We start from the raw sequence: 15,048 nt of genomic DNA on the forward strand, positions 1-15,048 counted from the left end.
TCATCGGCCTTCACGTACAGTTCGGAGACAGCGGGTGTGGTTGGTGGATACTCACGCTCATGGTGGAAGCGAGGTCGGCATTCCGATGCAGGCAGCGGTCGAGCGTCCCGATATGTCGCGTGCCGCGCGTCTGGCCGCCTACAGCGCTGCCTCCACCTCTCTGGCCCTGCGCAGTGATCGCGAGCTGAGCCAACTGCTGGACGTGGCGGTACCGATCGGCTCCGGCATCGGTGGGAGGTCGGCGCTGCTGGAGGTCGCCGGTACGCCGGTCTTCGTGAAGCGGGTGCCCCTCACGGATATGGAGCGGCTGCCGGAGCATGTCCGGTCCACGGCCAACCTGTTCGGACTTCCCACCTTCTGCCAGTACGGCATCGGTGGGCCCGGTTTCGGGGCATGGCGGGAGCTCGCCGTCCACACCATGACCACGAACTGGGTGCTCGCGGGGCAGTACGAGGGGTTCCCCTTGATGTACCACTGGCGCGTACTGCCGGACACGGCGCAGGTCCTGCCCGAGGAACTCGCCGATGTGGAGCGGGCCGTGGCCTACTGGGGAGGCGGGCCAGAGGTGCGCCGTCGTATCGAGGCCCTTGAGCAGTCCTCCGCGAGCCTCGCGCTGTTCATGGAGTACATCCCGCAGACACTGCATGAGTGGCTCACGGAACAGGTACGGGTACAAGTACGGGTACGGGTACGGGTACGGGTACGGGCCGATGACGAGGCCGCCGACCGGGCCTGTTCCCTGGTGGAGAAGGAGTTGGAGGCTGGCACGTCTTTCATGAATGCCCGCGGGCTCCTCCACTTCGACGCCCACTTTCAGAACATCCTGACCGATGGCCGACGCCTCTACTTCACGGACTTCGGTCTCGCTCTCTCCTCCCGATTCGATCTGTCTCCGTCCGAGGCCGCCTTCTTCGAACTGCACAAGACCTACGACCGCTGCTACACCGTCAGCTACCTGGTGAACTGGCTGATCACCGCTCTGTACGGCTACGAGCGGAAAGAGCGCGAGGCACTCATCCGGGCATGCGCCGAAGGAGAAGACCCACCGGCCGGCCCGCAGGAGGCCAGGGCGATCCTCGCCCGTCACGCACCGCTCGCCGCGGTGCTGACGAGCTTCTACGGCAAGCTGCAGGATGAGAGCAGGCAGACCCCGTACCCGCTGGAGGCACTCCGCCGGGTCTGCGCCCGCGCCATGTGATCGGCCGGCCCGTCACCAGCCACACGCGCACATCTCCGGTCACCGACACCATCGAGAGGAGATGGCCCTCGCCACCCACAGCACCCCGATGACACCCGCAGAAACAATGATTCCATCCGCTCCCCCGCCGTGTCCGTCAGCTCGCCTCCGCCCGCCGCGTGATCAATTGTCAGAGCCGCCGTCGGCGGCAACGGGCACGGAGGTCGGCACAAACAGGCTCAGTCGGTAGGTGGTCGGTTGGGTCAACCGCCCGCAGAGGGTGTCCAGTCGGACCGCCGTCCAGTCGATCTGCTTGTTCTCGCTGTTCTCGGTCCGCAGACGCTGAAGCTCAACGCGCCATTCCGACTCGTCCTGAGTCTCGAAGAGCACTTCCCAGCGCCCTGTCTCAGTGGCGATCTCAGGGGCAAAGCGGGCAGCAGCCCGCTGGCGCCCCTCCTGCTGCCGTCGCTTCCGCTTTCTCTGTCCTGGCACCGCCCCAGCATCGCGGCACCCCCTCAGGCGGACAAGGCCATTACGCGCATGCCGACCTCGGCCAGCCGATGATCATCCCGCGCAGACCTGAGGCGCCGGTTCAGCCGCTGCGTCCTTGATCGTGTCGGTGGCGCCGCGCGGACCCGGGCCGACTGCTACGAGCCGCAAGCTCGTGCGCGGTCAGCCGTGAACCGTCGTCGGGAAAGGAATCGCCCTCCGACTCGCGGTTGTGGTCGATATGCGTACGGTGTGCGGGTTGGACCGGCTGCCCCTCGGGCCGCGGCGGGGGCGGTTGCGTCTTGCGACACCTGATGGCCCAGGGAGGCGGCATTCCGAGACTTTGATCACCTGGGCAGCCATCGCCCTCATGACCAGGAAGCTGACCCGAAAGCACTGACAGGTGGGCTACTTGGCAGTCACTCGACCAGAAGTGCCGCAAGATGGGTCGCAGTCCGCTCCGCGGCGCGTTGCCTGATCAGTCCTTCTTTGGCGGCTGCACGCAAGTTGATGCTGGAATCTCCCTCGCCGCCCCTCGCCACCAGGACAGTGACTACGACAGGGTTCATTCCTCCGGTGCCTCCACTGGTGACAAACCGAAATGTCCGCTCGTCCGCCCCAGGTTCAGCGGTGCGCGGCTCCAACCTTCGACCTGTGCGTTCCTGAACCTCGACGACGCGCTCGACCGCGCCCTCGTAGGGCATCGGGACAACGAGATCGATCTCATGAATGTTGTTTCTCATGATCTTGGCCATGAGCCCTGCCAAACGACCACTGCCTCCTGTCACAGCTGCCACGGCTGCGAGTTCGTCGACGAGGATCTCATTCTCACTCTCGTGCATGTTGCCCCCTATCAACAGCGCCTCCGTGCATGCCCATGCAATCAGGCTCAGCCCCTGTGAAGAAGGAAAAGCCTCTTCAGGAACAGGTACTTAGCTTGTTCTTTAACCTCAGGTTGCTGCGGAGTGCTTGCCGGTGGGGAAATTGCGGTGCGTGCTGGCACCACGCTAGGCAGACTCGCGGACATGACTGAGAAGATCACCCGCATCAACCCCGAGCAGCTGCATGAGACGCCCGGCTACCACCACATCACGGTGGTAGAGGCAGGGCGTACGGCCTACCTGGCGGGACAGTGCCCGCTTGATCGGAACGGTGACCTCGTCGGTGCCGGTTCCCTCGAGACGCAGGTCGACCAGGTGGTCGCGAACGCGCTCACTGCCCTGGCAGCGGCGAGTGCCCAGCCGCAACACGTGGTGCGGTCAGTGATCTACGTGCGGAGCGACGAGAGGGACATTCTCGGAGCCGCATGGCGTCGGCTCACCGAGTCTGCCCTGGGGCCGGCGTTCACCACCGCCAGCACGCTCTTGGGCGTTGCCCAGCTGGGCTTTCCCGGACAGTTCGTCGAGGTGGATCTCACCGTGGCGCTGCCTGACTGACTTCGAACGGCGTATCGAACTGGGTGGCCCAGCTGGGCATTCGCCGGACGCTGGGACGGCCTTCGTCTGATCATGTGCTCCGACCAAGGTGCACGTTGACCACGACGAAGGCCGTGACGGTGAGTCTGCTGCCTGATGCTGCTGTAAGGGAAGCGTTCGCGGAAGCGTCACGCTTCCGGGACGAGTTGTACGCGTGTCTGACCGTGCGGGGCGATGAGCTGTTCGAACTGGCGGACGCGGTGCTGTGTGCTCCGGGTGCGGTGCACTCGGCGGTGGAGCTGACGTTGCTGCCCGAGCACCGGCGTGGGCATGGCGCTATGTGCGACGGCCTCAACCGGGGCCGGATCGACACCGCGCGGCTACGGTCGCTGCTGGCCGGCCTACCGCTGCCCCGCTTCCCGGACGGACGCCTGGTGCTGGCGGTAGACGTCTCGCCGTGGCTGCGATCAGACGCGCCGTGTTCGCCGGAGCGGCTGTTCTGCCACGTCTACGGCCGGGCCAAGACGGCTTCGCAGTTCATTCCGGGCTGGCCGTACTCGTTCGTCGCAGTGCTGGAGATGGGTGCCACGTCCTGGACACAGATTCTGGACGCGGTCAGGCTTAGCCCAACCGACGATGCCACCGCGGTCACCGCCGCCCAGCTCCGCGATGTCGTCGAACGGCTCGTCGCGGCAGGCCAGTGGGCGCCGGGCGAGCCGGACATCACCATCGTGACCGACGCCAGCTACGACGTCACCCGCCAGGCCTGGGTCCTGCAGGACCTGCCTGTCGAGCTGGTCGGCCGCATCCGCGGCGACCGTGGTAATGCGGCTGCCGAATCCGCCGCGCGTCTACGACCCGAAGGGCTGCCGGCCGCCGAATCACGGGCCGGAGTTCCGCTTCGCCAAGCCTGAGACCTGGCCCGAGCCCGCCGTCACCACCCACACCGCCACCGCGAACTATGGCGAGGCCGTCACGCAGGCGTGGGACCGGGTCCACCCCCGGCTGACCCACCGGGCTGCCTGGCTGGACCATGAGGGCGAACTCCCCCTGATCGACGGGACGTTGATTCGGCTGGAAGTCGAACACCTGTCGAAGGACCGGGCCGCCCCGGCGGTGTGGTTGTGGTCCTCGAAGACTGGCGCCGACTACCCGGACGTCGATCGGGCCTGGCAGGCGTTCCTGCGACGCTTCGATCTGGAGCACACGTTTCGGCTGTTCAAACAGACGCTGGGCTGGACCCGGCCTCGGCTTCGGGAACCGGAGGCGGCAGACCGGTGGACGTGGCTGATCATCGCCGCCTACACCCAGCTCCGGCTTGCTCGTCCGGTCACCCGCGACCTGCGGCATCCCTGGGAGAAGCGGGCGGCACCGCACCGGCTCACACCCGCGAGAGTCCGGCGGACGTTTCGGAACCTCCGCCAGCACATGCCCTGCCCCGCCAGGGCACCGAAACCCCACCGGCCCGGCCCTGGGCAGCCGCCCGGCACCCCGAACAGGCACCGGGCACCCCGCTACGACGTGGGCAAAACCGTCAGCCGCGAGAAGACACCTATCGCCCTACAACGGTTGAAAGGTTAAAGAAGAAGTAGCTTGTCGTTTAACATCCGGCTTAGTACTGCAACGACACTCCGTGACGTGGTGTGTGCGGCGTCGTTGATTACTTCGTGGCGGAAGAGATAGCTGACGGGTGGTCAGATAGCTTCGGTGGTTTCGTGGCGCGGTTTGCGGGCCGGTTCGGGCGGGTGGAGCCGAGGCGGCGGATGGTGTCCTACCTGCGGGGACTGCTCAGCGAGGCGGAACGCAAGAACGGCTGGACCCTGGCTGAGGCCGCCGGTGACACCGGCCCTCAGGGCATGCAGCGGCTGCTGAACCACTACCTGTGGGACGCTGATGCCCTGCGTGACGACGTTCGTGAAGCGGTCGTGGAGCATATCGGAGATCCGGAGCGGGGAATTCTGATCCTCGACGAGACGGGTTTTCTGAAGAAAGGGGTGCGGTCGGCGGGTGTGGCCCGGCAGTACTCGGGAACGGCCGGCCGGATCGAGAATTCCCAGATCGGGGTGTTCCTGGCCTACGGTTCCGACCGGGGGCGGGCGCTGATCGACCGTGAGCTGTATCTCCCAAAGGACTGGACATCGGACCGCGAGCGCTGCCGAGCTGCCGGTATCGGTGACGATGTCGAGTTCGCCACCAAGCCAGACATGGGCCTGCGCATACTGAAGCGTGCCGTCGAATCGGGGATCCCGTTCGGGTGGGTAACCGCTGATGAACTCTACGGCCAGACCAGCCGGATCCGGCTGTGGCTGGAAGAACACGACATCGCTCATGTCCTCGCCGTCCCGAAATCGCAGATGGTCATGACCATGGAATTCTTCGGCCAGGCCCGCGCGCACAAGCTGGTCGGTGAGCTCCCCGACGACGCATGGACGCGTATGAGCTGCGGTGACGGTGCCCATGGCCCGCGCGAGTACGACTGGGTGACGGCCCCGATCCGGCCCTGGCGGCGAGAAGGCCGGGACCATTGGTTACTGGCACGGCGAAGCCTCATGGATCCCGCGGACATCGCCTACTACATCTGTTTCTGTCCGGCCGGGACCTCCTTGGAGGAACTCGCGCGGATCGCAGGGTCCCGGTGGATGGTCGAGGAATGTTTCCAGACCGCGAAAAACGAAACCGGGCTTGATCATTACCAGGTCCGCGGCTACCCCGCCTGGTACCGGCACATAACACTGTCCATGGCCGCCCTCGCCTTCCTCGCTATTCTGCGAGCAGAGGCAAAAAAGGGGATCCGGATACCGGCAGCGGTCGATATTTCATACCCGTGACCATGAACGAGGCCCGGCGGCTCTTCAACCGCGCCTCCTCTCCCATCCGCCAAAGCTTCCAGCACGCACTCGCCTGGTCACGGTGGCGAAGAAGAAGCCAGGCACGAGCCCGCATCAGCCACTACAAACGCAGAGGCCATCACGGAGTGTCGTTGCAGTATTAGAGGATGTCTCACGTGGTGAGTTTGGCGAGTTTCTTGTAGCAGGTCAGGGCGGCGGCGAGGCCGAGGAAGGCGAGGAAGTGGCTTCCTTTGCGCTCGTACCGGACGGTGAGACGGCGGTAGCCGAACAGCCAGGAGATGGACCTCTCGATCTTCCAGCGGTGGCGTCCGAGTCGTTCGGAGGACTCGATGCCCGGGCGGGCGATGCGGGCGATGATGCCGCGTTCGCGCAGCCAGGACAGGGTGTCGGCGGAGTGGTACGCCTTGTCGGCGCGGAGCTTGCCGGGGCGCCGGCGGCGCGGTCCGCGCCGGGATCGTACGGCCGGTATCGCCTTCACGAGTGGCTTGAGGGCCAGGCTGTCGTGCGTGTTCGCCCCGGAGGCGCCGACCACTAGGGGGATGCCCTGGGCCTCGGACAGCACGTGCAGCTTGCTGCCGGATTTGCCGCGGTCGACCGGGTTCGGGCCGGTCAGCGACCCCCCCTTTTCGCCCGTACCGAGGCGGCATCGACGATCACCGACGTCCAGTCCAGCTCGCCACGCGCGCCGAGCTCGTCCAGCACCGCCCGGTGCAGCCGACGCCACAGACCCGCCTTCGTCCAGGCGGTAAACCGGCGGTGCGCGGTGGCCGGCGAGACACCGAAAGTCGGCGGCAGATGCCGCCACGCACACCCGCTGGTCAGCACGTACACCACGGCGGTGAACACCGCCCGCTCGTCCAGCGGCGACGTGCCGCCACCCTGGCGACGCAGCGTGAACGACGGCAGCAACGGCGCGACCAGATCCCATAACCCGTCAGGAACCAGCCGCTGCGACAGATCAGCACCCATAAAGAACAATGATGCCGCAGCTCACGACACAGCCACGTGAGACATCGTCTTAGAACAGGCGGGTCCCGGAGTGGCAGGCTGTGGTCGTGAAAATCGCGAAAAACGACCAGCCAAGGCCGCTGTCGACGTGCTGGCTCTACTGGATCGCCGTACCGACCGGGGACCAAGCAGGAGTCATTGCGTCCCTGGGCCTCACCCGACCCGTACCCGTGACGTTCGCCGAGGCCGAGGCTGTCATCGATGAGGACGGACACGGAGAGGCTGAAGACAATCCGGATGGAATGGCCCGGGTGTACGTGAGTCCTGAGATTGAGGGATGGACTCTGGTGATCGGCCCGTGGTGCGATCCGTGCAACAGCGACAGAAGCGACGAGGTCCTGCGTCTGTGTGTCAACCTCAGTTCCCGCTACGGGGCGGCGCAGGCGTACTACTTCGGTACACAGAACGACGGCTCGGCCTGGCTGCTCGCGGAGCACGGGGCTGTGGTCCGGCGGTACTGCGAGACCGGCGAGGTCGACGACGGACTCCTCACGCTGGGGGAGCCGCTTGCGCAGGAGCAGGCCGAGCGGGAGCGGTTGGGCCTGCCACCCGCCTGGGACAAGAACGCGCGCAACGATGATGCCGAGGAGGAGTGGAAGTGGCGCGCGTTCGACATGGCCCCCGAGATCGCCTCGGCCCTGGGCATCAGTCCGCTCGCTCTGACCGCAGCGATGCGAGTACGCGGCGTCGGCGTTCTTGCGGAGACACCTGTTCTGGTGCACTGAGCAGTGCGTTCAGCTCTCCGTAGCAGGCCTTCTCGGTTTGGTGCCCTTCTTGTGGTGGGTGGGCCTGGCGTATGCCTCGCCGGTGGCCAGGACTCTGCCCACCTCGTGGCGGGCGGCGGGCCGCTGGTTCTTCGAGCCGGCCGGCCGGCCTGGTCCGGGGCGGGTAGGTTTCGGCGCACGCGCTGGTGAGGGGGCCTTCGTGTGGAGGTTCCGGAACCCGCGTCGGACGCGGGCGGGGGTGAGTTTGTTCGGTTCCGTCGGCCGCGCCCAGGGTGGCGGAGGTCGGCGACGAGCGGCCGGACGAGGCGGAGCTGGGTATGCGCGGCGATCACCAGCCAGGTCCAGCGGTCGACTACCGCCGAGTCCCGCAGTCGGGGCCGGGTCCAGCCGAGGGTCTGCTTGAGCAGGCGGAAGGTGTGCTCCAGGTCGAAGCGACGGAGGAACGCCTGCCAGCAGCGGTCCACGTCCTCGGTGTTGGCGCCGGTGCGCGACCACCAGAGCCAGACCGGCCGGTTCACCCCGCCGCTGGGTAGCTTCTCGACGGCCGGCCGGATGACGGTGCCCTCGATGACCGGCAGCGGCCCGTCGTGCTCCAGCCAAGCCGCCCGGCGGGTCAGCCTGGGGTGGAGCCGGTCCCAGGCCCCGGCGACGGCAGTGCCGTAGCGGCGGGTCGCGGTGGTGGTGACCGCCTGCTCCATGCCCCAGGTGGCGGGGGCGCCGAAGACGAACTCGCCGCCGTGCTTGGGCGGCCGGCCGCCGGCCGGGTTCGCCGCCGCGAACTCCGCGCGGCTGGGCGCCGGTCGGCGCATCACCCGGTCCGAGCGGAGTCGGCCGAGGACCTGCACCGGCAGGTCGCCGAGCAGGTGGGCGATGCGCGGGGTGTCATAGCCGGCGTCCATCACCACCAGGACCTCCGGATCACCCTCCTTCCACTGCCCGGAGGCGATCGACCGGCCGACCGCGTAGCGGAGTTGGGCGGTGGTGACGGGGGCCAGGTCGGCGCCGGGCTCCAGTCGCACCGTGTCCAGGATCGCGGTCCAGGAGGTGCGGCCGGTCTCCAGCGCGACGGCGAACGAGTACGGCCGGCCGGGGATCATCTGGTGCTTGGCGTCACCCCGGCCGTAGGTGTGGCAGAACGAGCGGTCCGGGCAGGTCTGCGCGTCCGGCCGCAGCCAGGGCGAGACGTCCACCGCCAGCACCAGGCGGCCGTCCGCAGCGCGGGGCAGCGGCAGGCCGGCCAGCTGCGACCGCAGCCGGTCAACGTCCACCCGGCCCCGGTTCAGCGCTCCGTACAGGGCCCCGTGCCCGCGCCGGTGCTCGGGCGCCAGTGCCAGGTCCACCGACGTCCTCACCGGCCCGTTGCTGCACAGCACCGCGTCGGTCAGCTCGAACAGCGCGTCGCGCCGCCCGGTCAGGCAGTCGTAGAAGACCCCCCGGAAGCGTGACAGTTCTGCGAACGGCTCACCCTGCACACCCTGTTCCAGCCCACTCACCACTGCGGCCTTCGCATCAAGTCCTGTACCTCTTGGTCGAGTTCAGGATCATGCGAAGGCCGCACTGCCGTCCCGGAAACACCCGAGCGAGTGATTGCCGGGACCGCCCGTTCGAAGCCGGATGTTAAACGACAAGCTTAGTGTGATGGCAGCCTGGTTCTCTGTTCGAACTGCCCTCGCCCGTAAGGTCGTTCGCCTCGTGCAAGGGGCCGAAGAACTTCACCGGCGAGTACTGGGCGGTGGCCTCGCGGACCCACATGGGATACGACTCGCTGGCGGAGCGGGGCACGGCGATTGCGCTGGATTTCGATCTCGCTGTCGTCGCGCCGACCTACCCCACGGCACGGAAAGGGGCTTCAAGGGGTGTCGGTGGCAGCCGGTGCCGGGCGGCGTAGGGCGTTGACGGATTCGCGAAGGCTGACCTCCAGGTAGCTCATACGGCCGGTGGCCTGGAGCATCGCGGCGCCGCCGGTGATGGCGGTGAGTATCTCGATGGCGGCGTTGTCGACGTCGATGTCGGCGGCCGTTTCGCCGCTTTCCTTGAGTGCCCTTACGCCGGCGGCGATATGGCCCTGCCACTCCTCGTAGAGCTCGGTGATGATCTCGCGGACCGCCGGGTCGGCCATGTTCAGTTGGGCCGTCAACGCCGTCAGCGGGCATTTGTCGCGCTGGGCGTCGTATTTCTCGATCACCCGTTGCCGCCAGGCCTCCCACTTGGGCCAGCTCGTCAGATCGCCGAGCATCGGCTGCTGCTCGGCGAGCACCTGCTCTGCCTCGTGGCGCGCCACGGCCAGCAGGAGGTCGGCCTTGCCGTCCGGGAAGTAGTGGAAGAGCTGACTCTTGCTCGTCGATGTGTCCGCCCGGATGTCGTCCAGGCCCACCTTCGCCGGTCCGCGGTCCCGGATCAGACGCGCCGCACTCTCCACGATGCGTTGCCGGGTGGCGGCGCCCTTCGCAGTCAGCATGCGCGCGTCCAGTCCCCTCGGATCGGAAGTCGGTATGGGCGTTTCGAGGTGGCGGGCATCGTCTGCGGTTCATCGTACTACGGACTGGACTTGCCGGTCCAATTTTAAAGTGTGACTGTGGACCGAACGGTCCAGTCGGCCGTCGAGAGCGGAAGAGCGGGAACGGAAGAGAGAGCACCATGGATCTGCAGCTGAACGGCAAGCGGGCGCTGGTGACCGGGTCGAGCACCGGTCTCGGTGAGGAGATCGCCAAGGTCCTGGCAGCCGAGGGAGCGGCGGTCGTCGTCCACGGCCGTGACGAAGCCAGGGCCACGGCGGTCGCCCAGGCCATCCGGCAGGACGGCGGTGAGGCCACCGTCGCGATCGGTGACCTGGGGACGGACGCCGGTGCCGACGCGGTGAGGGCGGCATCCGGCGCCGACGGACCGGTCGACATCCTTGTCAACAACCTCGGTACGTACAACCCGGCGGCGGCCTGGGTCACCACCCCGCCCGCCGACTGGTCCGAGATCTACAACACCAATGTCGTCTCCAGTGTGCGTACGATCCAGCGCTTCGTCCCGGACATGCGGGAGCGCGGCTGGGGCAGGGTGATCCAGATCAGCAGCGTCCTCGGTGAGCTGCCCATGGCGAGCCAGCCGCACTACGCCGCGACCAACGCCGCCCGGAACAATCTCGCCGCCTCCCTGGCCCGCGAGCTGAAGCACACCGGAGTGACGTCCAACTCGGTCGCCGCGGGCGGCATCCTCACCCCCGGCACCCAGGCGTATCTGCTCGACCTGGGGAAGCGGAACGGCTGGGGGGAGACCTGGGAGGAGATAGAACCCACCGCCGTCGGCGCACTGGCCCCCAACGACGTCGGTCGCATCGGCCGCCGGCGCGACTACGCCGACCTCGTCGCGTTCCTGGCCAGCCCACTGTCGGGGTACATCACCGGCACGACCCTGCGCGTGGACGGGGGATGGTACGACGCGTAGTGCGCTGACGCGCCGAAGCGATGACGGGGCGATGACGGGGCCGTCCGTCGGGCCCTTTCCCCGCCATCGCGAGGAACGCCTGGCTCCGCCGATGGGCGGCCCGTCCTGGAGCCGCGGTCGCTGGTGACGTCTCCTGCGGAACATGCTCGTTCAAGGGCTCCGCGGGCACGGTAGCGACGGCGGCCCCGCGTCGCTGGGATGCGTGGATTGAGCGCTCGTACCCCGGGTCTTCGTTGCCCATGTAGGCCCATGGGTTCGGCCAGATCGTGCGCTCGGGGGCACCGAGGCCGTGAGCGGCGCGGAGGATCCGGTTCAAGCTCTCTGCGATCTTGAACAGGCTCGAACAGGTGGGACCGTTCGGTCTCCGGTGTGGCGTCCCGCAGGCACGCCAGTTCGCGCAGTCCGTCGGCCCTGGCATGGGTGAACCCCTGCGGTACATGAACTGCTCCACCACTTGGAACGGGTCGGATTCCCCGGCACGCCGCGTGCTCTGGGCACCGGCCCCGACGAGGGCGAGGATGTGGTGTCGCTGTCGCAGGGCGAGGCCGGGCTGTACCTGTGGCCGCAGGCACTCCTCGTTGACGAGGGCGTGACAACGCTCGGGGGGTGACTGCGCGACTATTACCACGAGGCCGTACGCGGTTTCCGGCCCCTCATCGCAGGCCGTGTGGTGCGACGGCGATGCCCGCGCCCTGGCGCGGTTGCGGCGCGATGAAACGCAGCGGATCGCGCGCCTGGGCGTACTCCGTGCGGAGCCCTGGACCGCGTTCCTGCGGCAGGGCTTCACCCCGGACTCGGACATCGAGGCGGAACGTGCCTGGGCAATTGACGCAGCGCGGCGCGGTACGGCACGAGGAGCTTCTCGGCCACGCGTGACGCACGTGTGCGGTCGTCGGGCACCCGCGTCACGCGTGGGCCGCGCCGGGCACTGAGGCTCTCGCCCTGTCAGCCACCGTCGGCATCCCTAGCTTGACGTTTGACGTCGTATGCCCGGTCCGTCCAACTGCGTGGATCAGGCGTCACCGTTCGGCCAGCTTCCCAGAGCGGCAGCGGGCCGATGCGTAAGTGGGCGGTTCGTGAGTCTTTGAGTGGTTCTGCTGTCGCCTGATGGTGTGGCAGCGGGGCGGAATCTGCCGGTCCGCGGTTGTTGATCTGGTGATGTGTTCGGGTGAGTGAACGCAAGCCGTATCCGAGTGACTTATCGGACGAGCAGTGGTCGTTGATCGAGCCGGTGATCACCGCGTGGAAGGGCCGGCACCGCTCGGTCAGCGGCCACCAGGGCGCGTACGACATGCGGGAGATCGTGAACGCGATCCTCTACCAGGGGCGGACCGGCTGCCAGTGGGCCTATCTCCCGCACGACCTGCCGCAGAAGAGCGCGACGTACTACTACTTCGCCGCCTGGCGGGACGACGGGACCGACCAGGTCATCCATGAACTCCTGCGCTGCCAGGTCCGCGAACGCGCCCGACGATTAGAGGACCCGACCTTGGTGGTGCTGGACACCCAGAGTGTCCATGTGGCCGCCGGGGTCCCCGTCTCCACGAGTGGCCATGATCCGGCCAAGCGGGTGCCCGGCCGCAAGCGGGGCCTTGCCGTGGACGTCCTCGGCCTGGTCATCGCGGTCGTCGTCCTCGCTGCGAACACCCACGACAACGCCGCGGGAAATCTCCTGCTGGACCAGGTCGCCGAGCACGCCGGCGGAAGTGTCCGCAAAGCCCTGGTCGACCAGGGCTTCAAGAACCAGGTCGTCGCGCACGGCGCCGGCCTGGGGATCGACGTCGAGATCGTCCAACGCAACCCGCAGGTCAAGGGGTTCGTGCCGCAGCCGAAGCGGTGGAGGGTCGAGCAGACCTACGGGATCCTGATACTGCACCGGCGCCTGGTCCGCGACTACGAGCACCGCCCGTCCTCCTCCGTCTCCCGCGTCTACTGGGCGATGACCCACGTCATGACCCGGCGCCTCACCGGCGCGAACGCCCCCACCTGGCGCGAGACGGCGGCGGTGGCGGCGTGAACCTCCGGCCCCTGCTCGATGCCCTGGACCTGCAGGAAGACGCCGCCCGGGCCCTGGCCGACGACCTTCGTGCGCAGATCGACGGCCTGCAGACCCGGTTGCGGGAGGCCGAGATGCACCTGGAGCACCTCGCGATCACCCGCAAGACCGTCACCAGCCTTGCCGACCGGCTCCCGGCCGTCGCGCCGGACCTGCCCGAGCATCCGGACTACCCCCGCATCCTTGCCGCCTTCAACCACACGACCGGGCCGCTACGGGCCAAGGACGTCTGCGAAGCCCTCGGCCACGAACTGCTGCCGAAGAACGTCGAAGGCACCCGCGCCAAACTGAAACGCCTGGTCAAACTCGGCATCCTCACCGAGGCCGACACCGGCAACTTCGCTCGAAAGCAATAGCCGACCGAACCTCCACCAGCGTCCTTGCTCCCACCTCAGCCAGAAAAGGACATCACCTTACGAACCGCCCACTCAAAGCGCGTTTGGGGACTGAGAGGTGTGTTTGGTAGTGCAGCCAGGCCGTGGATGATTACGGGATGCTGGTCCAGGTAGAAGCCGTGCGACGGGCCCCAACCGGGCCCGCGACAGTCCGAGTGTGTTCAGAGGTGGGTACCGCTGTGGTGCTCTGGGGTGGTGATCAAGGGGAAGTGGGCCGTGAGCATCATGTGGAGTGGACCGTCGATGAGGATGTGGCATGGCAAAGCAACACGCGGCCAGCCACCTTGTCCTCGCCCGCACTGGGCGAGGACGGAGGCCGGATTGTCTTCCGGGGTCGGCTGAGCCTCGCGGGCAACGGTGGGGCCGTACTGGAAGTGGCCGGCACGCAGATCCTGTTCGATCTCGCCGACCCACCGCCACCGGATGCAGTCGACGGAACGTGGGTCGACGTCAGTGTTGAGCGGAACAGCGTCAGCCTGTGGCCTTACCAGGTCTGATTCACAGGAGTCCGACAACGGGTGACGTTCAGATGTTTCACGCCTCGTCGCCCGCATGGCCCTGCGAGACGGTTACTCCGAGGACCCCGTCCACGGCGGCCCGCACCTGAGCCCCCGCCCCAACGCCCGAAGGACGAAGGACGAAGGCGCGCCCATACAAGAACATTCATCCACCGCAGGTACGCGTGTGAACTCCCACGCCAACGCGGCAGCGCGGTGCGGTGCGGTACGGGGCGGTCCGGGGACTAACCGGCACCCGGGTGTCAGAGGTCGACCTCGATCGTCTCCACGTCGGTGAACTCCACCAGCAGGTCGTGGGCGCGGCGCCCGTTGTCGCGGAAGTACATCTCGCCCAGGCCCTGCGCGGCGATCTCCAACAGCGCCTGTTCCGTCGCGCCCCGGTCGCGGGCCTCGAACAACCGCTCCGCCCAACTCGGGGACAGCGCCTGGGTGATGTGCCGGACGCGCGCGTCGTCGGTGGTTCCCGGGGCCGCGGTGAAGCCGAAGCGGGCCCGGGTGGAGACGACGATGCCGTCCGTACTGGCGGCCTTCTTCTTCGCCTTCGCCCGGATCTGCGGCTGCCAGCGCTTCCTCACCTCCCGCTCTATGCGCCCGGCGAGGTCCTTGCGCGGCCGCTTGAGCTTCCCGGCCACGTAACGCTCCACGGTCCGCTGGGAGATGCCCAGCGCCTGGGCGGCGGCCTTCGTGGTCTTGAGCTGCCTGACCAGGTATTTCATCTGCGCCTGCGCGGACTTCGGGATCGGACAGGTGAACGCCTGCTCCACCGCAGGGGGTGTGTACGGGCGGTTCGGAGGGCGTGGCCTGACCTGAGGTGTCTGTGTCTGTGTCTGTGTCTGTGTCTGTGTCTGTGTCTGTGTCTGCAGGGTAGCGGGCGGCGAGGCCTTCCAAGAGCCGTGCGTAGGCGGCGCGTTTGGGCGGCCGTGGCTCGGTGCGTCCGGCCTCCCAGTTCCCGACGGCCTTCCGGCGTGCTTTGAGGACCTT

At 67.6% G+C, this 15,048-nt stretch carries 14 protein-coding genes and 2 pseudogenes; 9 read left to right on the forward strand and 7 right to left on the reverse strand.

What is annotated here, in order from left to right; all coding sequences use genetic code 11:
- Positions 1 to 112: 112 nt before the first annotated feature.
- A complete protein-coding gene (locus tag OG214_RS00380; RefSeq protein WP_405983331.1) occupies positions 113 to 1,198 on the forward strand; it encodes a protein kinase family protein in 1,086 nt (361 codons plus the stop codon).
- Positions 1,199 to 1,360: 162 nt separating this feature from the next.
- Here the strand turns inward: OG214_RS00380 and OG214_RS00385 are convergent, their stop codons facing one another.
- The 3 genes from OG214_RS00385 to OG214_RS00395 form a co-directional block, all read right to left on the reverse strand.
- Positions 1,361 to 1,669, reverse strand: a complete 309-nt coding sequence (locus OG214_RS00385) for a hypothetical protein (RefSeq protein WP_405983332.1) — start codon at positions 1,667 to 1,669, stop codon at positions 1,361 to 1,363.
- 100 nt (positions 1,670 to 1,769) lie between these two features.
- Positions 1,770 to 2,000, reverse strand: a complete 231-nt coding sequence (locus tag OG214_RS00390) for a DUF6479 family protein (RefSeq protein ID WP_405983333.1) — start codon at positions 1,998 to 2,000, stop codon at positions 1,770 to 1,772.
- Positions 2,001 to 2,085: 85 nt separating this feature from the next.
- Entirely contained in the window at positions 2,086 to 2,508 is a 423-nt protein-coding gene (locus OG214_RS00395; protein ID WP_405983334.1) for a hypothetical protein, read from the reverse strand.
- A gap of 183 nt (positions 2,509 to 2,691) precedes the next feature.
- On the opposite strand from OG214_RS00395, the gene OG214_RS00400 reads away from it, so the two are divergent.
- From OG214_RS00400 to OG214_RS00410, 3 genes and pseudogenes are all read left to right on the forward strand, one after another.
- On the forward strand, positions 2,692 to 3,102 hold the full coding sequence (locus tag OG214_RS00400; protein ID WP_405983335.1) for a RidA family protein: 411 nt from the start codon (positions 2,692 to 2,694) through the stop codon (positions 3,100 to 3,102).
- Between the two features lie 119 nt (positions 3,103 to 3,221).
- Positions 3,222 to 4,662 (forward strand): annotated as a pseudogene (locus OG214_RS00405) (NF041680 family putative transposase).
- Between the two features lie 86 nt (positions 4,663 to 4,748).
- The gene (locus OG214_RS00410; protein ID WP_405983336.1) at positions 4,749 to 5,909 is read left to right on the forward strand and encodes an IS701 family transposase; all 1,161 of its coding nucleotides are present in this window, start codon (positions 4,749 to 4,751) and stop codon (positions 5,907 to 5,909) included.
- A 172-nt stretch (positions 5,910 to 6,081) separates the two neighbouring features.
- Here the strand turns inward: OG214_RS00410 and OG214_RS00415 are convergent.
- A protein-coding gene (locus OG214_RS00415; RefSeq protein ID WP_405983337.1) for an IS5 family transposase occupies positions 6,082 to 6,899 on the reverse strand; the annotation gives its coding sequence in 2 pieces (ribosomal slippage) (positions 6,082 to 6,542 and positions 6,542 to 6,899; 819 coding nt in all).
- 86 nt (positions 6,900 to 6,985) lie between these two features.
- On the opposite strand from OG214_RS00415, the gene OG214_RS00420 reads away from it, so the two are divergent.
- On the forward strand, positions 6,986 to 7,663 hold the full coding sequence (locus OG214_RS00420; RefSeq protein ID WP_405983338.1) for a hypothetical protein: 678 nt from the start codon (positions 6,986 to 6,988) through the stop codon (positions 7,661 to 7,663).
- Positions 7,664 to 7,672: 9 nt separating this feature from the next.
- Here OG214_RS00420 and OG214_RS00425 read toward each other — a convergent pair.
- Positions 7,673 to 9,156 (reverse strand): annotated as a pseudogene (locus OG214_RS00425) (NF041680 family putative transposase).
- Positions 9,157 to 9,512: 356 nt separating this feature from the next.
- Positions 9,513 to 10,121 (reverse strand): TetR/AcrR family transcriptional regulator, encoded by a 609-nt coding sequence (locus tag OG214_RS00430; protein WP_405983339.1) that lies wholly within the window; start codon positions 10,119 to 10,121, stop codon positions 9,513 to 9,515.
- A gap of 179 nt (positions 10,122 to 10,300) precedes the next feature.
- Between OG214_RS00430 and OG214_RS00435 the strand changes: the two genes are divergently transcribed.
- The 4 genes from OG214_RS00435 to OG214_RS00450 all read left to right on the forward strand — a co-directional run bounded on the left by OG214_RS00435 (position 10,301) and on the right by OG214_RS00450 (position 14,046).
- Positions 10,301 to 11,098 carry an SDR family NAD(P)-dependent oxidoreductase gene (locus tag OG214_RS00435; protein WP_405983340.1) on the forward strand — a complete coding sequence of 266 codons (798 nt, stop codon included), beginning with the start codon at positions 10,301 to 10,303 and terminating at the stop codon, positions 11,096 to 11,098.
- Positions 11,099 to 12,266: 1,168 nt separating this feature from the next.
- Positions 12,267 to 13,115, forward strand: coding sequence for an IS5 family transposase (locus OG214_RS00440; protein WP_331746046.1), 849 nt, complete (start codon positions 12,267 to 12,269; stop codon positions 13,113 to 13,115).
- On the forward strand, positions 13,112 to 13,510 hold the full coding sequence (locus OG214_RS00445; protein WP_331746043.1) for a hypothetical protein: 399 nt from the start codon (positions 13,112 to 13,114) through the stop codon (positions 13,508 to 13,510). The genes OG214_RS00440 and OG214_RS00445 overlap by 4 nt, the downstream gene beginning before the upstream one ends.
- A gap of 218 nt (positions 13,511 to 13,728) precedes the next feature.
- Positions 13,729 to 14,046 (forward strand): hypothetical protein, encoded by a 318-nt coding sequence (locus OG214_RS00450; protein ID WP_405983341.1) that lies wholly within the window; start codon positions 13,729 to 13,731, stop codon positions 14,044 to 14,046.
- Positions 14,047 to 14,309: 263 nt separating this feature from the next.
- On the opposite strand, the gene tpg is transcribed toward OG214_RS00450, so the two are convergent.
- The gene (gene tpg, locus OG214_RS00455) at positions 14,310 to 14,831 is read right to left on the reverse strand and encodes a telomere-protecting terminal protein Tpg (RefSeq protein WP_405983342.1); all 522 of its coding nucleotides are present in this window, start codon (positions 14,829 to 14,831) and stop codon (positions 14,310 to 14,312) included.
- Between the last annotated feature and the right edge of the window lie 217 nt (positions 14,832 to 15,048).

The organism is Streptomyces sp. NBC_00872 (genome assembly GCF_045161915.1).
Taxonomy (GTDB): domain Bacteria; phylum Actinomycetota; class Actinomycetes; order Streptomycetales; family Streptomycetaceae; genus Streptomyces.

What these genes read in the sequence shown, in the direction of transcription:
- OG214_RS00435 (WP_405983340.1), top strand. Translation starts at nt 10,301, where the DNA reads ATGGATCTGCAGCTGAACGGCAAGCGGGCGCTGGTGACCGGGTCGAGC.
- OG214_RS00430 (WP_405983339.1), bottom strand. Translation starts at nt 10,121, where the DNA reads ATGCTGACTGCGAAGGGCGCCGCCACCCGGCAACGCATCGTGGAGAGT.
- OG214_RS00395 (WP_405983334.1), bottom strand. Translation starts at nt 2,508, where the DNA reads ATGCACGAGAGTGAGAATGAGATCCTCGTCGACGAACTCGCAGCCGTG.
- OG214_RS00380 (WP_405983331.1), top strand. Translation starts at nt 113, where the DNA reads ATGTCGCGTGCCGCGCGTCTGGCCGCCTACAGCGCTGCCTCCACCTCT.
- OG214_RS00390 (WP_405983333.1), bottom strand. Translation starts at nt 2,000, where the DNA reads ATGCCGCCTCCCTGGGCCATCAGGTGTCGCAAGACGCAACCGCCCCCG.
- OG214_RS00400 (WP_405983335.1), top strand. Translation starts at nt 2,692, where the DNA reads ATGACTGAGAAGATCACCCGCATCAACCCCGAGCAGCTGCATGAGACG.